The sequence below is a fragment of the Orrella marina genome, from assembly GCF_003058465.1.
GTDB lineage: Bacteria > Pseudomonadota > Gammaproteobacteria > Burkholderiales > Burkholderiaceae_B > Algicoccus > Algicoccus marinus.
In genome coordinates this window covers 912,620-932,462 of sequence record NZ_CP028901.1, presented here as the reverse complement: position 1 = coordinate 932,462, position 19,843 = coordinate 912,620, and the positions used below count along the sequence as shown (strand labels likewise).

Genomic DNA, 19,843 nt, shown 5'->3' with positions numbered 1-19,843 from the left:
GACATGCATAAAGTAGATCCCATTTTCTGGCACGGAAAACGCGTTCTCATGACCGGGCACACTGGGTTCAAAGGTAGTTGGTTAAGCCTATGGTTGCAATCGATGGGAGCGACCTTGCGCGGCTTGGCATTGGAACCGCCTACTAAGCCTGCTCTTTTTAGCGTTGCGCGTGTTTCAGAGGGCATGGAACATCGAATTTCAGACATTCGTGAGTATTCTGCAGTCAAAACGCAACTGAATGAATTTAAGCCTGACATCGTGATTCATATGGCAGCGCAGCCATTGGTACGTCTGTCTTACAGCCAGCCTATCGAAACTTACGCCACCAACGTAATGGGTACGGTGCATGTGCTTGAAGCCGCACGCCACGCCGGTTCAGTCAAGGCGATCGTCAGCATCACGACCGACAAATGCTATGAGAACCGCGAGTGGGTTTGGGGTTATCGCGAAGACGAACCAATGGGCGGTTTTGACCCCTACTCCAACAGCAAAGGTTGCGCTGAACTAGTCAGCGCTGCCTATCGCAAATCCTTTCTGAAGGATGCTGGAATCGCCTTGGCCACTGCCCGTGCTGGCAATGTGATTGGCGGTGGTGACTGGGCTCTCGATCGATTGGTACCCGACATCCTGCGCGCTTTAGAAAAAGATGAGTCTGTACTCATCCGGAATCCGAATGCAATTCGTCCGTGGCAGCATGTTCTAGAGCCCTTGTCCGGCTACCTGCTTTTAGCTGAGAGACTGTACACAAACGGTCAGACAGACGCTGAAGGCTGGAATTTCGGACCTCGGGACGAAGATGCCAGACCAGTTCAGTGGATTGTTGAACACCTCTGCGACAGTTGGGGTAACGGGGCAAGCTGGAAGATCCAGCCCGGTTTTCATCCGCATGAGGCCACCTATTTAAAACTGGATATTTCAAAAGCACGCCAGCGTTTGCAGTGGTCGCCCCGCTGGTCACTTGAAACTGCGCTTAAACACATCACAGACTGGCACCAGTCCTGGCTCAATGGCCAAGACATGCGAGCAGTTTGCTTAAATCAGATTTCTGAATACGAGTCTAAACCATGACCTCAACGACGATCAACTTTCAACCTCAACTCGACCGGTTGCGTAGCCAGATAGGAGAACTGGTGCAGCAATATGCGGACATCGCATATGCACCCAAGCCATTTATGCCAGGGCAGACTCCCGTACCGGTATCCGGAAAGGTCATTGGAGCCGGCGAGCTCAAGATGATGGTCGACGCCGCATTAGACGGCTGGTTGACCACCGGTCGTTTTAATGCCGAGTTCGAGCGCCGACTGGCTGAGTTTCTTGGCGTCAAGTATTTGATTACAGTGAACTCAGGATCGTCCGCCAACCTGGTGGCTTTCTCCACTCTGACCAGTCCGAAGCTCGGTGATCGTGCCATTAAACAAGGTGATGAGGTCATCGGCGTAGCTGCAGGCTTCCCAACGACTGTCAATCCAATCATCCAGTTCGGCGCGGTTCCAGTGTTCGTTGATGTTGATCTGGCGACACATAATATCGATGCAAGCAAGATCGAGGCGGCGATTACACCCAAGACCAAGGCAATCATGCTGGCGCACAGCTTGGGCAACCCTTTCAACCTCGAAGTAGTAACTGAACTTTGTAAAAAATACAACCTCTGGCTAGTGGAGGATTGTTGCGATGCGCTCGGAGCAACGTATAAAGGGCAGATGGTGGGCACATTTGGAGACATTGCGACGCTAAGTTTTTACCCGGCTCACCACATCACTATGGGTGAAGGGGGCGCTGTGTTTACTAATAACGCTGAGCTCAAGCTTATTGCTGAATCTTTCAGGGATTGGGGACGTGACTGCTATTGCCCTCCTGGTAAAGACAACACCTGCAACAATCGCTTTTGTTGGACAAAGGAGCAACTGGGTGGTGATTTGCCAGATGGCTACGACCATAAATATACCTACAGTCATCTTGGCTATAACCTGAAGATAACAGATATGCAAGCTGCCTGTGCCTTGGCGCAGCTAGAACGATTAGACGAATTCATCGCCAAGCGCCGTAGTAACTTCGCTTATCTACGCAGCCGTCTTCAAACCTGCGCTGACTTCCTTCATTTGCCGGAAGCGACCCCTGAGTCCGAGCCATCTTGGTTCGGCTTTCCGCTGGTGGTAAAACATGAAACCGGGATCAAACGAAATGATCTCATTGCCTACCTTGAACAGAACAAGATTGGTACTCGCCTGCTGTTCGCCGGCAATCTGACCAAACAACCCTATATGGCAGGCCGTAAATATCGTGTTAGCGGAGAACTCACCAACACAGATACTGTAATGAACCATACATTCTGGCTAGGTACCTTTCCAGCTCTGGACAAAGAACACCTTGACTTCATTGCAGACAAGCTAGAAGAGTTCTTTGGATTGAATTTCTGAGATTCGGGCTATGAAATTGACCCCTACTGTTCTGAGCGGTTGCTTCCGAGTACATCCTTTTATTTCTAAGGACGATCGTGGCGCATTTGTGAAGACATTTCACTCCATGCGTTTCGCTGAGTTGGGGCTACCTACGATGTGGCATGAGGAATACTACTCAAGTTCCCGAAAAGGTGTCATCCGCGGCATGCATTTTCAAACCCCACCAAACGATCACGAGAAGCTTGTCTACTGTATACACGGCAAAGTGCTGGATGTAGTATTAGATCTACGCAAGGAATCAGCAACCTACGGCCAATGCACGTCTGTTGAACTTGACTCCACCTATGGTCATGGCCTGATAATTCCTAAAGGCATGGCCCACGGATTCCTTGCGTTGAGTGATGACGCGCTGCTCGCTTACAAAGTCACTTCGGTCTATGCACCATCCAACGATTTAGGTATACGGTGGGATTCTTTCGGATTTGAGTGGGGAATCGATAAACCCGTAATTTCTGAACGGGACCATAATCATCCAATGTTGAAAGATTTTTCCTCGCCATTTTGATCATGAAAATATTCCTTACCGGTGGAACAGGCTTCGTAGGATCCCACTTTCTACGCGAGGTACAGAAATCAGGTCATGAAGTTGTTGCGCAATGCAGACCAGGCAGTCGTCCACGATTACAGCCATCACAGAATCCATTGTGGATAGAACGTCCTTTAGACCATAATTTCGAGGTAGAGTTGGCTGGTTGTGAGACCTTGGTTCATCTGGCTTCGCACACCCCTAATCCACCATATGCTCCTCTAGATGAATGTTTGTATTGGAACGTCTACGCAACGACACGCCTCCTCCAACAAGCCGCCAGACAGGGTGTGCAGAATGTCTTAGTTGCCGGTACATGTTTTGAATATGGAGCCGCTGCTGAAGGAATTGATTTTGTACATCCAGGCACGGAGATGCGACCATCACTGTCATACCCTATTTCTAAAGCTGCAGCAACAACTGTGTGTCTTGGCATTGCACGCAGCTTGGGATTACGTCTAAAGATACTTCGTATTTTTCAAGTGTTTGGCGAAGGTGAAGCTGCTTCTCGTTTTTGGCCTTCGCTACGAAAAGCAGCGCTGGCCGGTGACAATTTTTCTATGAGCGCGGGCACTCAAATTCGGGACTTTATCCCAGTTGAGGAAGTCGCCCGTCAGTTTGTGGATGCTCTATCATTTACACACGTCGAACCTGGAAAGCCGCAAGTGCGTAATATCGGGACAGGCGTACCACAAACGTTAATCGAATTTGCCCAATATTGGTGGCGTGCATGGGGAGCGACTGGCGAACTACAACCTGGCCAATTAGGTTTGCGTCCTGGAGAACTACAACGTCTAGTAGCAGATATTCACTCTGTGCACATAACATAAACTAAATAAATAGTGCACTGACTGATTAATTCAATTATTAAAAATCATTAAATTCCTCACACAATATTGTGGGATAATGTCCATCGTCCCTGATGGGCACCTCGAAAAACTGTGTTTAACGAAAATCAAGCTTATGCATTTGAATAGGTTGTGACTCGTATTTCGTGGAAACGAGAGGTTATGGCTCTATGACGTTTAGTGTGGAATTTGACTCAACGACAAAAATGAGTTTGTCCGACCAGACGTGGTAGCGCCGGTAATAAAGGATTCGATGGTAAATGTTTCAGTCGGGACATCCGCAGATAGGCAATCGAAATGAAGTTGCCAACATTTCGAAAGCCTCGGGCTGCGGTCCTGGCTTGCTGGAGCAATCCGTTCATGGCTTCCACATAGGCGTTGCTGCGCCCATCGAGCATGCCGCGAATCACGCCATCAAAATGCCTCTTCAGTGTGGCCCCAAGGCGCTTGAATGGCTCGAGACGACTGCGCCTGGCCCAACTGATCCACTTGATCAGAAGGGACTTCGCAAGATTTTCGCTATTGGCGTTTACTGCCTGACTGTAGACCTCGCGCAGCGCCTGCTTGAGTCGCCACGCCCGGGCACTTTTGAGTGTTGATCGTTGTAGCCAGTGCATCGCATTGATCTGACCCTTGGTCCAGTCAGACGGATCCTTGCACATGCCCCAGAACAGTTGCCGAACGTTTTTGGTGTCTTGCAGGCCGACCGCCTCGCGAACGCTGTCAGCCGAGGTTCTCATCTCTTCACGGCGAACGTCATCCATGGCCGTATTGGCCAGCGCCACCACATGAAAGCGGTCATAACTGATCTGCGCCTGTGGCAACGACTGCGCAATGCCTTTGGCAAACGCGGCACTCATGTCAATGCAGGCGTGCTTCACGTTTCGCGTATCGCCACCATGCGCATGCAGATCCTGCGCAAACGCCTCCAGAGTATGGTGGTCTCGTCCTGGCGTGGCAAACAGCAGTCGTTTGGCCTGCAAGTCATGCACGACCGTGATGTAGGCGTGGCCTTTCTTCACACTGGTTTCATCGATTCCAATATGACGCACACTCGACATGTCGTCCTGTTCACGCGCAATCGAAACGTAGTGATCAAGCCTGCGCCACAGACGGGCCGATCCGACACGCATATGACGAGCCGCCTGACTGACGGGCAACTCCTGTACCAGCGACAGGGCCAGGGCTTCAAACAACAATGTAAAGCCGCTGCCCTCATTGGCCCAGGGGACTGGCATCTGTGTGGTCTTGCCACAGTCCTTGCACCGGATACGCGGAACATCCGCATGTAGCCAGGCCTCGAACTGAAAGAAGTCCAGGTGGCGCCAGCTGCGAGGCATATGATCATGAATGCCCTGATCAACCAGACCACAATCGGGACAGGCCGATCGTTTGGCGGTGTACTTGACTTCAAAGTCAATGCGACGCCGGGTGGTGTCGAGCTCAACCTTGGCAACCTGCCATGGAGCCTGCAAACCCAGAGCTGTGGTGAAGAGGGCTTCGATCTGCTTGTTTATGCAGGTCCCAGTCATGGGGAGTCAGCCGCTATTGAACCACCAAACTCATCTTTGTCGTTGAGTCAAATTCCACACTAAACGTCATAGAGCCGAGGTTATTCGAGGTGCTCGATAGGATTTCTCAAGGATTCAAATTGACAAATCCATTTATAAACTGAAACCATAGAGTCAAAAGTGCTTCAGAAAAAAGACATTAAAATATATATTTCAGGAAATATAAACGGTAGCTACAGAGCTCAAAATATTATAAAATGCCTTGGCGACGAGGGGATAAAATTTCACTACAGCCCAATCGGTTACTTAGCAAGCAGAATAAAAATCAAATATCTTCGAAAGATTATTTCAATATCAACAGCTTTCCTAATAGCTCCATACAGAATTATAATTATAGCGCTTTCATCCCATGTATTTGTTTTACCAATGAATCAATCTGCCTCGGCTATTGCAGAGATTTTAATTGGAAAACTTTTCAGAAAAAAAATAATTGTCGACTACTACATTAGCTTATATGACACAATAGTCAACGACAGAAAAATTGCCCTCAAAAATTCCATAGCTGGGAAAATCTCATTTCTAAAAGACTGGCTATTATTGAAATCCGCAAGTCAAGTTATTTTTTTAAACAATTCCGAATCAATCTATTACACAAAAATAGCTGGCCAAGCAATCGATTCTTCTAGAATAAAAATTATTCCATTATGCATTGATTATAAAAAAGAAACTTTCTCAAGTCGAAAAATAAGTAAAAATGATTTCAACGTTTGCTGGTGGGGAACTTACATCCCTTTACATGGATTAAACAACGTAATTGAGGCGTTTTCATATATCAAAAACAAAGAAATTAAATTACATCTGTTCGGAGATTCAGACTTAAAGGCACAACCATACATTAAAAAAATAAATGAATTAGGTCTTCAAAATCAAATTTTTGTAGTTAACAACTATAGTTTCGCAAATGGAAAACTAGCACCGCACTTGGTGACAAATTGTGACCTATCAATTGGGAATTTCGGAGATAGCGAGAAAGCAAAAACCGTTCTTGTCAATAAATTAGTAGACTCGTTGTCATTGGGAATACCGTGTTTAACAATGAGCACCAGCGCCACTCGAGAGCTTTTTGATAAAGATGAAGGTTTAATCATTTCAGAATCCGATCCAAGGGAAATTGCAAGATCTATCGAAAAGTGTGCCGAAGATCGCGAAAGAATTTTTAGCATAGGTCAGGCCGGAAAGAAAAAATACTTCGAAATGTTCTCTCCCGATAGTTTTAAGCTCAAGCTAATTGAAGTTTTAATGAACTAACGTTGATGCATTTAAAAAAAATAAATCCAGACGGCCTTTACTCTGCCATCGCGAAAAGCATGGTAAGTCGCTACGCAGTCTACGCAGTCAACTTACTATCGATGATGGTGCTTGCGCGTATCTTCAGCCCGCAAGACTACGGAACGGTAGCAGCTGTAATGGTGTTTTTCATCTTTTTTCAGTTAATGGCTGAAGCAGGATTAGGCCCAGCAATCATCAATATCAACCAGCTAAAAAAGTCAGATCGCGATGGTCTTTTTGGCTTAACAATTCTTGTCGGAACAGTACTTGCACTCCTTTTCGCATCACTTGCTCCAGTCTTTGTGCTCTTTTATGAACTTCCAGGCGTAGGTATCGTTGTTCCGTATGTAGCAATCAGCCTCTTTTTCTTCTCCGTTAACGTCGTTCCAAACGCCCTTCTTCTTCGTGATAAAGCGTTTTACCGTATAGGTGTTGCTGGTTTAATTGCTGAAATCGTGAGCCTCACAATCACGATAGCTCTAGCAAATCTCGTAAACCCTATTCATGCCTTGGCCGCTAAGGGAACCGTGAGTGCGGGAACATTGCTTTTGACGATATGGTACTTTTCAGGAAAAACTGAGTTCGGACGACCTCTTCCTGGACGAAAGTTTTCAGCTATAAAACCGTTGCTAAAATTTTCAACCTATCAATTTTTCTTTAATTTCATAAATTACTTCTCGCGGAATCTGGATAATATTTTGGTAGGAAGGTACATGGGTGTCGCAGCACTCGGGATCTACGACAAAGCATACCAACTAATGAAGTATCCTCTGATTTTGCTCACGTTTGCAATGACCCCAGCCATTCAACCTGTCATCAGAAAATACGCGGACGATCAGACGAAAGCCGAAGAAATACATCAAAGTTTTACGTTTCGATTGTCGTTGCTAGGTGCTGCTGCCGGGTTGTTGATGTTTCTTTTGGCGGACTGGATAATTTTGATAGCGCTCGGAAATCAATGGGTAGATGTAATTCCAATCATTCGAATCCTTGCAATGGCGATTCCTGTACAAGTCATTCTATCAACCAGCGGTAGCTTCTTTCAGGCAATGAGCAGAACTGATCTACTATTCTTAAGCGGCGCACTTTCCGCCGTTGTGATGGTTGCTGCTATTATCACTGGAATTGTTATGCGAGATATTGAGTCGCTGTGCTGGTTTCTAGTTGTCGCATTTCATATAAATTTTATCCAAACATATTACATATTGTATAAAAAAGTTTTTTTTAAACCAGTCAGTAGTTTCTTTATCAAGACAATACCCTCCATTAGCATTACTCTTGGAATTTGTACATATCTATTTTTTTCCGTAAATAAGTAACAATCCCCCGGCAAAGCCCATGTCATTACACACAAGTCATTCGTCCTGAAGTTCCCGGGCAAATTTGAGTCCGGCTGCAAAGTCGACCACCCGTTGGGCACCTCGATTAACAGTCGATTTTCGCCAAACCGCCCGCGTCAGCACGATTCCTGACCGCCATCGACAGCATTTTTACTGATTTCGTGAGCGATTTGCTCACATTTTGACCGGATTTCCCTTCGAATCGCCCCGGATTTCGGCGATTCGGCCCACTTCGGGCGTCAGAAGGCCTTGATGCCGTTCTTCTGGAAGTACACAAACCGTTTCAGGTTGTAGCAGGTGGCCATCATCGTCATGGCAAAGTCGGCTCTGGCCTGACCGATGGTGCGAATCATCTTGCCACCCATCTGCTCCATGATCGCGAACACGTGCTCGACTCGCGCTCGGGTCTTGGCAATGCGATGGTTGCGACGCTGCTGGGCCTCGGACAAAGGCTTGTTGGCCTGACCCTTGCGCTGGATCTGGTTGCGATAGCCGTTCTCTTTGAGCCACTGGTCTCTGGCTTTGGATGGATAGCCACGATCGGCATACACATCCGCACTGGTGTTGAACGGATCGATTACAGCGTTGAAATGGTCACCGTCCCCCACGCTCGCGGTATCCGTCTCAAACTTGCGGATGATCTTGTACTTCTTGTCAACATTGATGGAAAGCTTGTAACCAAAGAAGCTCTTGCCGTGCTTCTTCGTCCAGGTGGCATCCACATCCTTCTGCCTTCTCTTGGCAGGCTTCCAGTCTGCGGGCATGGCACCTTGCTTGATCAGCTCCTTCTCGGCACTGCGATTGTGCTGTTTCGGAACTGGTACGATCGTTGCATCAATGATCTGTCCGGCACGAGCCATAAAGCCTTTCTTCAGTAACTGGCTTTCCACACCATCAAACAGTGCCTTGGCACCATCTGTTCCGATCCGGTTTTCAAAGGTCCAGAGGGTGGTGCGATCCGGAATGGTTCGAGAGTCGATCAGTCCACAGAACCGCTTGTAGCTCATTCGATCCAGCAACTGGTACTCCATCGCTTCGTCTGACAGATTGTGCAGGCGCTTGAGCACCAGAATCCTGATCATGGTTTCGGTCGGATAGGCAGGCCGCCCACCCTTGGGTGAAATCTCCCGGGGCGCCACCGCATCGACTTTGGCTGCCAGCGCTTTGAAATCGATGTGCTTCTCGAGGTCGAGTAGCGGATCACCGAGTGAATCAAGCTTGTTCTTGTGTTCCTGGTCAGCGAAAAGATCGGGTTTGATGGCGCTGCGGTGCATGGCAATTGGATCAAATGTAGTAAAGACTACATTTTACCAAGAGCTAACCCGGATTTTTCACGGAAATGGGCGGTATTTGTTTAACCCATTGATACAATTGGGATTACGCCAATAACGCTTCGTAAGAAGCTTAAACAAAACCGCCCATGAATGATTCTATCCCAACCCAGCTTCGCTTTCCTGCCAGTGCTGGTTTCACCGTGCGTGCACAGTTTGATGGTGGTGCCCTGTCGAGCGATTTCGGCGCCATCCTGCTTCGGGGTACGGATCTGCAAACCGGGCTGATCTCGCGTCTGGCTGGCGCAATCCATGACAAACGCCATCCGTCGCATATCTCTCATTCCATGACCGATCTGCTGCGCCAGCGCGTGTTCCAGAGCGCATGCGGATATGCCGATGGCAATGACGCCAACGCCTTGCGTGCAGACCCGATGTTCAAGCTCGCCGCGGGCCGTGCACCGCTGGACGCAGACACCGACCTCGCCTCAGGCCCGACGCTGTCACGGCTGGAGAACAATCTGACTCGTCGTGATATCTATCGTCTTGCCAAAAGCTTTGTCCACGCCTTTATCGACAGCTATGCCCAGGCCCCGGCCTTGATCGTGCTCGACATGGATCACTCCGAGGATCCCACTCACGGCCAGCAGGAACTCGCCTTTTACAACCACCATTACCGCCACCACTGCTACATGCCGTTGTTTCTGTTCGAGGGACTCTCGGGCAAGCGCCCCACAGGTCGGGAAAATGCCGCCATCATCGCGCGTGTGGTGCGCGCGCTGCGCCAGGCCTGGCCCGACACCCACATCATCTTGCGCGGTGATGGCCATTTCTCCAACCCGGAACTCATGGCGTTATGTGAGCAGGACCCCGCAATGGACTTCATCTTTGGACTGGCGGGCAACAAGGTGCTGCTACCCCTGGCGCAACCGTTGCTTGAGCGAGCAAAGTCCCATTACCAGTCGCGCTGCGAAAGCGCCCGCCATCTCGGCTTGCCTGCCCCGGGTGCAACCCGCCTGTATGACGACCTGTCCTATCAGGCCGGCACCTGGCCCAAGGCCTATCGGGTCGTGCTCAAGGCTGAGGTGATGGCGCTGGGCGAGAACCCCCGGTTTGTGGTGAGCTCACTGAACGAGCCCACAGCCGAGTTGCTCTATCGCGAGCTGTACTGCGCTCGCGGCCAGGACGAGAACTACATCAAGGCCATCAAGAACGATCTGGCCAGCGATCGCACCTCTGACCACACCTTCCTTGCCAACCACATGCGGATGTTCTATGCCTGTGCAGCGTATGTGCTGATCCACAGCCTGCGTGAGAATACGCTGGCACACACGGAGCTGGCCAGAGCGCAGCCCGGGACCATCATCCTCAAGCTGTTCAAGCTCGCCGTGCAGGTCGTGCAGTACAAAGACCGGATTCGTCTGTCCTTGCCCACAGGGTGTCCGGTGAAAGGGATTCTGGAGCGGGTGACCGAACTGCTCTACCAGACACAGCGGCCACCCGCACCGGCCTGAGCGCAGACACGCGATCAGACAACCCTTTAAAAATTCAAAACCGAGACATCGGAGGTTGATGCACGCTTGTTGCTGACCCGTTCAGGCCGAAATCGGCGAAAGCAGGTACGAAGTTGGCAAAATCCACTCTCCAATCTGCATGGCACGCGCAACGGAAACGTCAAAGGGTGCAGAAATCAGGAAGAACCAGGGAAGTCGCAGCACTCAGGCCCGGTTTATGAAACGTTCGGGTTAAGAAAAAGAAATTAAATGACCGGACATGTATTGTGACGCAGGGGGCACCGGAAACTTCATAGAGCCTTGGTGTTTTGTGAGTCCTTGGTTTTTTTCAGAATATTCCTTAAAAAATTAATACACGCCTAAAAAATGAAACCTGCAATCATTATACCAGCATATCGCAGACATGTGGCACTCAGACGTTTATTGAAAAGCATTGACAATGCAATTTTCGATAGTTCTATTAATTTAATAATTTCACTAGACGGTGGATATAGCAAAGAATCGTTGGTTGTTGCAAAAAAATTTGCTTCACAATTTGCGAAAGGCTCAGTAGAAATTATTGCTCGAGAAGTGAATTTAGGCTTACGACAGCACATTTTATGGTGTGGGGATCAAACAGAAAGATTTGGTTCCGTTATTGTCTTAGAGGAGGATTTGTTGGTTGATCCTCAGTTCTATATTTACGCGAAACAAGCGGCACTGTTTTACCAAAATGACAGCAGAATAGGTGGAATTTCTCTATATGCGCAAGAATTTAATGAGTATTCTGGACTTCCTTTTATTCCATTAAAGAACGGAACTTCATGTTACTTCATGCAAGTTGCATCTTCGTGGGGGCAGCTTTGGACTCTTATGCAGTGGAATGACTTCAAGATATGGTATAAAAATAATGACGAAAATGAATTATTGAAAATAAAAAATCTGCCTAAAAACGTTAAATCTTGGCCAGAAAGCTCTTGGAAGAAGTATTACAGCGGATATTTATCAAAAAGAGATAAATTTATTGTATATCCTTATCAATCTTATTCTACAAACGTTAGCGATATAGGCGGAACACACATAAGTAATGGGACTTCTTTTTTGCAGACAAATTTTTTATATTCAGAAAGATCTTTAGATAAATTTAATTTTCCAGAACTCGAATCAATAAACTCAGTCTATTACGATTCATTTATGGAGCCCGCTTCAAAATTTATATATTCATTTTTCAATCTTAATGATGAAGAATTAACGATTGACGTGTATGGTACAAAGCCTTTGGATCTACTTAGATCATACAAGTACGCAGTTACATCGAAATCAACCAAATCATTTATCAAGAAAATTCCATTATCATTTAGACCTATTGAAAATTCAATTTTAAAATCAACCGAATCAGGAACTGGATTTTTATATTTTACAAAAACAATAAATATAATCGATCTTAAAATACACAATAAAATTGGTATTATAGAATATTTTTGCGGAATAAGTTTGCAAAGAAAATATTTATTGAAAATAATAATTATTTCACTAATTAGAAGAGTAGTAAAAAAAATAAAAAATAAATTTTCAAAATCAAACATCACAAACACTGAAACATAGTCAAGAAGTGGTAATCGTCCCCTTTTTAAGGGGATTTTGACGTAGAGCTATGCGGCCATGGTCAACCGCTGTTTCAGTGTCAATCCGTCTAATGCCATGTTTGGAGGTTCATGATTGTAAAATCAGGCCCACTGGGTGGCGAAGTCTCTGACCTCATCTAAATTAGATCAGTAGTACTGGCTGAGCCATTCGTACCGAACTGTTCGATTGAATCTTTGGTCGCGGTAGGGACACCGGTTACCCGGTGCCCCCGCACAGATCCGTACGTGCAGAATTACCGCATGGATGACCGAAAAGCACTGATTGCGAGTCGATGCGGTGTTGTTGCGGATAGTCTCAAACCAATTCAGAAACCCGACCACAGCCTGCGTATCGATTTGGTCAAAGATTAGCTTTTCCGACCAGATGCTTTTGCGGTCGCGCATGGTGGGAGGCGTTCATTCCTTTTCATAGAGATTATGAAATAAAAAATATCAGTGAAACTGAATTAGAATGAAAAAATCAAAAATATACATATCCGGACATCGCGGTATGGTTGGATCGGCTATTTTTCGGCACTTGGTAGAAGAAGATTGTTTTAATATCGTCACTCGAACACATGAAGAGCTCGATTTAAGCGATCAGGCATCTGTTCGAGATTTTTTTGTGTCAGAAAAGCCGGATCAAGTCTATCTCGCTGCCGCGAAAGTAGGTGGGATTCATGCTAATAACACCTACCCTGCTGCCTTCATTTATCAGAATCTGATGATTCAGGCAAACGTGATAGATGCGGCTTTTTGTTCTGGCGTTAAGAAGCTGCTCTTCTTGGGTTCAAGTTGCATCTATCCGAAGTTTGCATCCCAGCCAATGGGAGAAGATGCGCTGTTGACAGGCCCCCTTGAGTCGACCAACGAGCCTTATGCAGTTGCGAAGATTGCCGGCATCAAGCTATGCGAGAGCTACAACAGGCAGTATGGAGAGAGTCATGGGATTGACTATCGTAGCGTCATGCCTACGAATTTGTATGGTCCTGGAGACAACTACCATCCAGAGAACTCTCATGTCATTCCTGCGTTGATCAGACGATTCCATGAAGCAAAAGTTGCAAACGCGTCATCCGTTACGATCTGGGGTACAGGAACCCCAATGAGAGAGTTCTTGTATGTTGATGACATGGCCGCAGCATGTATTCATGTCATGAATCTGGACAACGAGACTTACAGGCGGCACACACAGCCAATGCTTAGTCACATCAATGTAGGATACGGTGAAGACATTAGTATCAGAGATCTTGCGAAGATCGTGTCCCGCACTGTTGGGTACAAGGGTGACATTGTGTTCGACTCGTCCAAGCCTGATGGCACCCCGAGAAAGCTGATGGATAGTTCCAGATTGAGTCGTTTGGGGTGGCAAGCGATGATTAGCCTCGAGGATGGACTAGCAATCGCCTACGATGACTTTAAGCGTAACCACGCCACAAAAACTTATTGATTTACTCCGAACAATCATAGGAAGCGACTCTTCACGCTTTTCTATCAATCTATACGTTTAACAAGGATCTGAGATATGACCCAGCCCGCCAAGATTGCCCTGATTACCGGAGTAACGGGGCAAGATGGGGCCTATTTGGCTGAATTTCTACTCAACAAAGGCTATGTAGTGCACGGTATCAAGCGACGCACCAGCCTGTTCAACACTGATCGGATAGATCATCTTTACAAAGATCGACACGAGAAGGATGTGCGATTCTTTCTGCATCATGGTGACCTGACGGATAGCTCCAGCCTGATCCGTATCATTCAGGAGACGCAGCCAGACGAGATCTACAACCTGGCTGCTCAAAGTCACGTCGCAGTCAGTTTTGAAGAGCCTGAGTACACGGCCAACTCTGATGCGCTTGGCCCCTTACGCATTCTTGAAGCAATCCGCATTCTTGGCCTCGAACAGAAAACTCGCTTCTATCAGGCATCAACTTCTGAACTTTACGGCCTGGTTCAAGAGACTCCCCAGAAAGAAACCACACCCTTCTACCCTCGTAGTCCCTATGCTGTAGCCAAACTCTACGCATACTGGATCACTGTGAACTACAGAGAGTCTTATGGTATCTACGCCTGCAACGGGATTCTCTTTAATCACGAGTCGCCCAACCGAGGTGAAACGTTCGTAACCAGAAAGATCACACGTGCATTAGCGCGTATCAAGCTTGGCTTGCAGGATTGTTTATACCTGGGTAATCTGGATGCAAAACGTGATTGGGGCCATGCTCGGGATTACGTTGAAATGCAATGGCTGATGCTACAGCAAGATCAGCCTGAGGATTTTGTGATTGCGACTGGTGTTCAGTACAGTGTCAGAGACTTTGTCAATGCAGCTGCAAAAGAGCTCAGCATGGACATCCGATGGGAAGGTTCCGGTCTTGAGGAGAATGGCTACTGGACAGCTTCTGAAGGACGTAAGCGTATTGTGACTGTTGATCCGCGCTATTTCAGGCCTGCTGAAGTTGAAACGCTACTAGGTGATGCATCGAAGGCTAAGGAGAAGCTAGGTTGGACGCCATCGATTACTTTTGAGGATCTTGTGGCCGAGATGGTGAGAGAAGACTACAAGGCGGCCGAGCGTGATGAGCTGGTGAAGCATCACGGGTTCAAGACTATGAGTTATCATGAGTAATTTATTATTTACGATAAAATGAAAATAGAAAATCAAATTAATAATTCTCTCATAAATAAACCATTGGTATCAATCGTAATGCCGTCTTTCAATCAAGTTGAATTTATCGAAAGAAGCATATTGTCGATTATAAATCAAAATTATTCAAACATAGAATTGATTATAATCGACGGAGGATCAAACGATGGAACAATTGATGTGATAAATAAGTACATGGATCACGTATCGTATTTTATTTCTGAGCCTGACGAAGGGCAAAGTGACGCTCTAAACAAAGGATTTTCAAGAGCTAAAGGCGAAATATATGGATGGTTAAACTCTGATGATCTTTATTTACCGGGCGCAATTCACCAAGTAGTTGAAGAGTTTATTAAGTGTAGTGAATTTAAAATTATTTTCGGGGACTGGCTGAGCATTGATGAATATGACGATATTATCGATTACAATCATGCATTTGATTTTAATTTGAATCATTTTAAGTACGAAGGTTTTCATTTGAACTCGCAAGCCATGTTCTGGAAAAGTGATGTTCACAAAGAATTTGGAGGCTTTAATAAAAATCTAAATAACACCATGGACTATCAAATGATAGTTGAGTTCGGTGTAAAAAATGGTCAAGAAAAATTTCATAGAATCCCTAAATCACTTGCCGCATTTAGGAGACATCCGAAACAGAAAACTACGGGAATGTCACCAAGAGTAATTGCTGAACATAGAGCCATAGCAAAAACCTACGGATTTGAAGATAAATTTCACCTATCGGGAAAACTAAAGCGATTTTACTTTCGTTTTCGTAGAGGCTACTGGTATGCAAAGCGAGGAGGGATGTCCAACTTGTTAAGGCGATTAAAGCGATTGCCATCTGTATCAGAATAAATACTTGAGTCCAGAGTAACCACTCGACCGGCAACTCACCGTTGCACCTGGACCGACCATTCTGATTCGCTGATTCAAAAGCGAATTTCCGGCATTACAAACTGAAAAGTCAATAATCTTGAACACCTTGAAAAATAGGGAAATCATAGTTTAAATTTTCAATGACCGATAAAAAAAAATCATTTTTAGCCATCTTTCTCTTGCTGGCGATCTCAATGCGAGTGGTCTCTGGTCCGACGGCAAATCTCAGCTATCTTTTGCTTGCTGCTTTCGCCCTACTTGGCCGCCCTCACGCCATCGTTGCTTTGGCACTGTCCTGGTTTTTCTCCATGCTAAGCCCTGGTATTGCTGCGCCAGCAACATTGGCATCGGTTGGTCGCTATGCAGTAATTTTCGGTGCTGCATTATCCGTTCTGGCAAGAAGCGGGATGCTCTCTGGACGGTTTTATGTGAGTACGCCGGTTGCTGCTATTCTAGGCATGGGGATATTGCTTATATTTCATTCCACTGTTGTCAGTCCAATGCCTGATGTATCCATCCTTAAGATCGTCTCCTGGACATTGGTTTTTGCAACGCTCGTGTCGGCATGGCAGCAATTATCGTGGGAGGAACGCGACAATCTTTCCAGGCAGATATTTAGTGGATTGATCGTCATCATGGTGGTTAGCTTGCCATTGTTGGTTCTACCACTAGGTTACCTTCGAAATGGAAGTGGTTTCCAAGGAATACTCAACCATCCTCAGGCGCTTGGTCCGACAATGGCTTTGCTTGGTACCTGGGCAGGAAGTCAGTTATTCGCCCAGAGAAAACCTTCGTGGTTCTCCATTGCTTTAGTGGCCATCTCACTGCTGCTTGTGCTGTTGTCCGAGGCTCGGACTGCAGGTCTGGCGATGGTGCTGGGTGTTTCAGTTGCCGTCCTCAGTGCACCTGTTCTCGCCGGCAAACCTTTGCGAGTATTGATGCCAGGATTGCGCAGCAAGCGGATCTGGACTGTCTTGACGGCGACTTTTATTGTTGCTGTTGCCTTCGCTCCACGCATCATCAATGCAGTCGAACACTACATCACCAAGTCAGGGCGTGCAGGTGAAGTGCAAAGTCTGTTAGAAGCCTACGACCGATCGCGCGGTGGTCTGATTGATGAAATGTGGGTAAACATCACCCAACACCCACTCACCGGGATCGGCTTTGGGATCGCATCCAACCCACAGGAGATGTTTGTTGAAAGAGATCCCGTCCTGGGGTTACCAGTCAGTGCTTCGATTGAGAAGGGTGTCCTTCCAGTCGCCATTCTGGAGGAACTTGGGGTTCCGCTAGCCATTCTGGTCGCTCTACTCTTTTGGGCTTTATTGCGCCGTGGTGCACGCAATGGCGTAACGCCTTTGGCGGTGACGACGACTGTCTTACTTTTGAATATGGGCGAAAGTACCTTTTTCTCCCCCGGTGGATTGGGACTATTGCCCCTTGTTTTGATTGGCTGGGCAGCGACACAGTCTCGTGTCACTGAGCCTAGGTCAGATACTTCTACGATACAAGTGACGTCGTTTCAAAGGGTAAGTTACTGATCATGGCTGATAATGAAATATGGTTCTGGCAACTGATTATCAGTCCACACATGGCAGGACTTGCTCGGGAACTCGCCAATAATGGCAAGAAAGTTGTGTACGTCGCTAAACAGCATATGTCTGCTCAAAGAGCCACTCAAGGATGGCAGCCACCTTCTCTGGGAGAGGCCACATTGCGTCTGGCACCAACGCTATCAGATGCGTTCTCACTTGCAGAACGTGCGCCTCCAGACGCGATTCATATTTTCCAGGGGATTCGTGGGAACGAGCATATCAGTCAGGTTCAGCAACACCTGGTCAAGCTTCGTCGGCGGCAGTGGGTGGTGATGGAAACTGTCGATGATGAGGGCTGGTTGGGCACTCTCAAACGTCTGACCTATCGGTACCTGTTTGCTCGACTTGGGACACAGATCGAAGGAGTACTTGCAACGGGTTATCGAACTAGGCAGTGGGTCATTGATCGTGGCATGCCTGCGAAAAAGGTATATCCATTTGCATACTTTCTGGATGCACCTGACAGTTCCTTCCAGAACCACGATCACGATTCAGTCGCGACTGATAACACGTTCAAGTTACTGTTTGTAGGGCAATTCATTGAACGCAAACGCCTTGACTTACTGATCACCGCAATGGCTTCAGTGAGTACTCAGAACGTTGAATTGCTTGTCGTAGGGTCTGGACCACTTGAGACTGTATTTAGATCCCAGGCAGAAGAAAAACTTGGAGGTCGTTTGCGCTGGGTCGGACGGCTCCCGATGTCTGATGTACACAAGATGATGGGTGAAGCAGACTGCCTAGTCTTACCTAGTCGATATGATGGTTGGGGTGCAGTCGTTGTAGAAGCACTGATGGCCGGTACTCCAGCAATATGCAGTGATAGATGCGGGTCCGCAGAAGCTGTCATAGCGAGCAAAGTGGGCGGTGTCTTCAGGTCTGGAGATGTACTGGAACTTACAACGCTCCTTGATAAGACGATTCAGATGGGTAAACAGACCGCATCCAAACGTAGATATCTAGCGGACTGGGCAAGATGTTTCAGTGCTAGCGCAGGGGCTGTTTATCTGTTGGAAATTTTGAATCGTACAGAAAATGCTTCAGCAGTTCCAACCTCTCCATGGGAGAAGATGCAACCTTCTCTACCTATCCAAGATTATTAACGAGAGTTAGATTGCTCTCTTTTACGAGATTGTGACGTAAAAAACCCTATTTCATGCAGCTAATTCATGTCGTTCCGCACATTGCAGCAGAGGCGTCAGGCCCTTCCTACTCGGTACCACGCCTATGTCGCGCGCTTGCGCTCAGAGACCATAAGATAACCTTATCCTGTCTTGCTGCTGGCCAACAGATTCCAGAGGTTGAACTATCCTTACATTCTTCCTGGCCAATCCTCAAGACTTTTGGTATTTCAACTGATCATACGAACTGGTTACGCCACCGGAGTAATCACGTAGACATCGTTCACAATCATAGCCTCTGGTCAATGGTCAACATCACCGCCGGTTGGGTGGTACCCGGCAGAAAAGCGAAGTTTGTAACATCTCCGCGGGGGACGCTCTCGGAGTGGGCGCTTTCCCATAGTCGTTATAAGAAGAGAGTCATATGGCCATTTCAGAAGCGGACGCTTGAGATGGCGGATTTACTGCATGCAACATGCGAAGAGGAATATGACGACATCCGTAGAATCGGACTCAAAGCACCGGTACTGATCGTTCCTAATGGTATTGACTTACCCGTACCACACAGTCGAGCACCCTCCAGATCGAATGATCGGACGTTACTGTTTGTTTCGCGTATTCATCCAGTTAAAGGGTTAGAGTCTTTATTGGAATCGTGGTCAAGACTGGAATCGCATTTCACGAATTGGCGACTTCGTATCGTAGGCCCTGGCGATCCGGACTACGTCGATTCACTGGTTTCACGGGCGGCGAGTTATAGCTTATCCAGAGTCGAGTTTGTTGGTCCGCTATATGGGAAAGAGAAAGATGCGGCTTACCGCGAAGCGGATCTCTTTGTGCTTCCAACACACTCAGAGAATTTCGGCATGGTTGTTGCCGAAGCATTGGCTCACGAATGCCCCGCCATTGTGAGTCACGGTGCACCTTGGTCTGGACTAGATCGCGAACGCTGCGGATGGTGGATTCCCAATTCGGTGGAATCTCTCACACAAACCCTTGAAACGGCAATGTCACAATCAGAAGATGAGCTTCAAGCGATGGGTGTGCGTGGGCGAAACTGGATGGAGCGAGAGTTTTCATGGGATGGCATCGGGCAATCAATGGAAGATGGATATCGCTGGTTGCTTGAAGGTGGGAGCCCACCTGATTGCGTGAGACTTGATTGAGTCGCGTACATTGAATCGCGTACTTTACGCAAG

General features: G+C 47.3%; 16 protein-coding genes and 1 pseudogene. 14 read left to right on the top strand and 3 right to left on the bottom strand.

The features are described from left to right. Nucleotides 1-3: 3 nt before the first annotated feature. From rfbG to DBV39_RS04125, 4 genes are read left to right on the top strand one after another with little or no spacing between them, the layout of a single operon-like run. Entirely contained in the window at nucleotides 4-1,068 is a 1,065-nt protein-coding gene (gene rfbG, locus DBV39_RS04140; protein ID WP_108620473.1) for a CDP-glucose 4,6-dehydratase, read from the top strand. Further along, nucleotides 1,065-2,417: a lipopolysaccharide biosynthesis protein RfbH gene (gene rfbH / locus DBV39_RS04135; protein WP_108620472.1), complete on the top strand. Its 1,353-nt coding sequence runs from the start codon at nucleotides 1,065-1,067 to the stop codon at nucleotides 2,415-2,417. Before rfbG ends, rfbH begins: the two co-directional genes overlap by 4 nt. A 10-nt stretch (nucleotides 2,418-2,427) precedes the next feature. Next, entirely contained in the window at nucleotides 2,428-2,964 is a 537-nt protein-coding gene (rfbC, locus tag DBV39_RS04130; RefSeq protein WP_108620471.1) for a dTDP-4-dehydrorhamnose 3,5-epimerase, read from the top strand. A gap of 2 nt (nucleotides 2,965-2,966) precedes the next feature. After that, on the top strand, nucleotides 2,967-3,815 hold the full coding sequence (locus DBV39_RS04125; RefSeq protein ID WP_108620470.1) for an NAD-dependent epimerase/dehydratase family protein: 849 nt from the start codon (nucleotides 2,967-2,969) through the stop codon (nucleotides 3,813-3,815). 212 nt (nucleotides 3,816-4,027) lie between these two features. Here DBV39_RS04125 and DBV39_RS04120 read toward each other — a convergent pair whose 3' ends face one another. Then, a complete protein-coding gene (locus DBV39_RS04120) occupies nucleotides 4,028-5,350 on the bottom strand; it encodes an ISL3 family transposase (RefSeq protein ID WP_108623076.1) in 1,323 nt (440 codons plus the stop codon). Between the two features lie 174 nt (nucleotides 5,351-5,524). Here DBV39_RS04120 and DBV39_RS04115 point away from each other — a divergent pair, with 174 nt between their 5' ends. Continuing rightward, nucleotides 5,525-6,652 (top strand): glycosyltransferase, encoded by a 1,128-nt coding sequence (locus DBV39_RS04115; protein ID WP_108620469.1) that lies wholly within the window; start codon nucleotides 5,525-5,527, stop codon nucleotides 6,650-6,652. A 5-nt stretch (nucleotides 6,653-6,657) separates the two neighbouring features. Continuing rightward, a complete protein-coding gene (locus DBV39_RS04110; protein WP_108620468.1) occupies nucleotides 6,658-7,992 on the top strand; it encodes a lipopolysaccharide biosynthesis protein in 1,335 nt (444 codons plus the stop codon). A gap of 260 nt (nucleotides 7,993-8,252) precedes the next feature. Here DBV39_RS04110 and DBV39_RS04105 read toward each other — a convergent pair whose 3' ends face one another. Then, nucleotides 8,253-9,287, bottom strand: a complete 1,035-nt coding sequence (locus tag DBV39_RS04105) for an IS5 family transposase (RefSeq protein ID WP_108620467.1) — start codon at nucleotides 9,285-9,287, stop codon at nucleotides 8,253-8,255. A 146-nt stretch (nucleotides 9,288-9,433) separates the two neighbouring features. On the opposite strand from DBV39_RS04105, the gene DBV39_RS04100 reads away from it, so the two are divergent. Further along, complete coding sequence (locus DBV39_RS04100) at nucleotides 9,434-10,798, top strand: IS1380 family transposase (RefSeq protein ID WP_108620466.1); 1,365 nt, start codon at nucleotides 9,434-9,436, stop codon at nucleotides 10,796-10,798. Between the two features lie 423 nt (nucleotides 10,799-11,221). Then, on the top strand, nucleotides 11,222-12,382 hold the full coding sequence (locus DBV39_RS19405) for a glycosyltransferase family protein (RefSeq protein WP_159078789.1): 1,161 nt from the start codon (nucleotides 11,222-11,224) through the stop codon (nucleotides 12,380-12,382). Nucleotides 12,383-12,429: 47 nt separating this feature from the next. Here the strand turns inward: DBV39_RS19405 and DBV39_RS19840 are convergent. Further along, nucleotides 12,430-12,600: pseudogene (locus DBV39_RS19840) on the bottom strand (integrase core domain-containing protein); the annotation flags it as partial. Nucleotides 12,601-12,874: 274 nt separating this feature from the next. Here DBV39_RS19840 and fcl point away from each other — a divergent pair. The 6 genes from fcl to DBV39_RS04065 all read left to right on the top strand — a co-directional run bounded on the left by fcl (nucleotide 12,875) and on the right by DBV39_RS04065 (nucleotide 19,810). Then, nucleotides 12,875-13,852 (top strand): GDP-L-fucose synthase, encoded by a 978-nt coding sequence (gene fcl / locus DBV39_RS04090; protein WP_108620464.1) that lies wholly within the window; start codon nucleotides 12,875-12,877, stop codon nucleotides 13,850-13,852. Nucleotides 13,853-13,927: 75 nt separating this feature from the next. Next, nucleotides 13,928-15,031 (top strand): GDP-mannose 4,6-dehydratase, encoded by a 1,104-nt coding sequence (gmd, locus tag DBV39_RS04085; RefSeq protein ID WP_108620463.1) that lies wholly within the window; start codon nucleotides 13,928-13,930, stop codon nucleotides 15,029-15,031. Between the two features lie 18 nt (nucleotides 15,032-15,049). Further along, a complete protein-coding gene (locus DBV39_RS04080; RefSeq protein WP_108620462.1) occupies nucleotides 15,050-15,907 on the top strand; it encodes a glycosyltransferase family 2 protein in 858 nt (285 codons plus the stop codon). A 161-nt stretch (nucleotides 15,908-16,068) separates the two neighbouring features. After that, nucleotides 16,069-17,469 carry a hypothetical protein gene (locus tag DBV39_RS04075; protein WP_108620461.1) on the top strand — a complete coding sequence of 467 codons (1,401 nt, stop codon included), beginning with the start codon at nucleotides 16,069-16,071 and terminating at the stop codon, nucleotides 17,467-17,469. Nucleotides 17,470-17,471: 2 nt separating this feature from the next. Next, nucleotides 17,472-18,626, top strand: a complete 1,155-nt coding sequence (locus tag DBV39_RS04070; protein WP_108620460.1) for a glycosyltransferase — start codon at nucleotides 17,472-17,474, stop codon at nucleotides 18,624-18,626. Between the two features lie 53 nt (nucleotides 18,627-18,679). Further along, the gene (locus DBV39_RS04065) at nucleotides 18,680-19,810 is read left to right on the top strand and encodes a glycosyltransferase (RefSeq protein WP_108620459.1); all 1,131 of its coding nucleotides are present in this window, start codon (nucleotides 18,680-18,682) and stop codon (nucleotides 19,808-19,810) included. The last annotated feature ends 33 nt before the right edge of the window (nucleotides 19,811-19,843 follow it).

Excerpts from the sequence above, each read along its gene's own strand:
- rfbG (WP_108620473.1), top strand. The coding sequence starts at position 4 with ATGCATAAAGTAGATCCCATTTTCTGGCACGGAAAACGCGTTCTCATG.
- rfbH (WP_108620472.1), top strand. The coding sequence starts at position 1,065 with ATGACCTCAACGACGATCAACTTTCAACCTCAACTCGACCGGTTGCGT.
- rfbC (WP_108620471.1), top strand. The coding sequence starts at position 2,428 with ATGAAATTGACCCCTACTGTTCTGAGCGGTTGCTTCCGAGTACATCCT.
- DBV39_RS04125 (WP_108620470.1), top strand. The coding sequence starts at position 2,967 with ATGAAAATATTCCTTACCGGTGGAACAGGCTTCGTAGGATCCCACTTT.
- DBV39_RS04110 (WP_108620468.1), top strand. The coding sequence starts at position 6,658 with ATGCATTTAAAAAAAATAAATCCAGACGGCCTTTACTCTGCCATCGCG.
- DBV39_RS04105 (WP_108620467.1), bottom strand. The coding sequence starts at position 9,287 with ATGCACCGCAGCGCCATCAAACCCGATCTTTTCGCTGACCAGGAACAC.
- DBV39_RS04100 (WP_108620466.1), top strand. The coding sequence starts at position 9,434 with ATGAATGATTCTATCCCAACCCAGCTTCGCTTTCCTGCCAGTGCTGGT.
- fcl (WP_108620464.1), top strand. The coding sequence starts at position 12,875 with ATGAAAAAATCAAAAATATACATATCCGGACATCGCGGTATGGTTGGA.
- gmd (WP_108620463.1), top strand. The coding sequence starts at position 13,928 with ATGACCCAGCCCGCCAAGATTGCCCTGATTACCGGAGTAACGGGGCAA.
- DBV39_RS04080 (WP_108620462.1), top strand. The coding sequence starts at position 15,050 with ATGAAAATAGAAAATCAAATTAATAATTCTCTCATAAATAAACCATTG.
- DBV39_RS04075 (WP_108620461.1), top strand. The coding sequence starts at position 16,069 with ATGACCGATAAAAAAAAATCATTTTTAGCCATCTTTCTCTTGCTGGCG.
- DBV39_RS04070 (WP_108620460.1), top strand. The coding sequence starts at position 17,472 with ATGGCTGATAATGAAATATGGTTCTGGCAACTGATTATCAGTCCACAC.
- DBV39_RS04065 (WP_108620459.1), top strand. The coding sequence starts at position 18,680 with ATGCAGCTAATTCATGTCGTTCCGCACATTGCAGCAGAGGCGTCAGGC.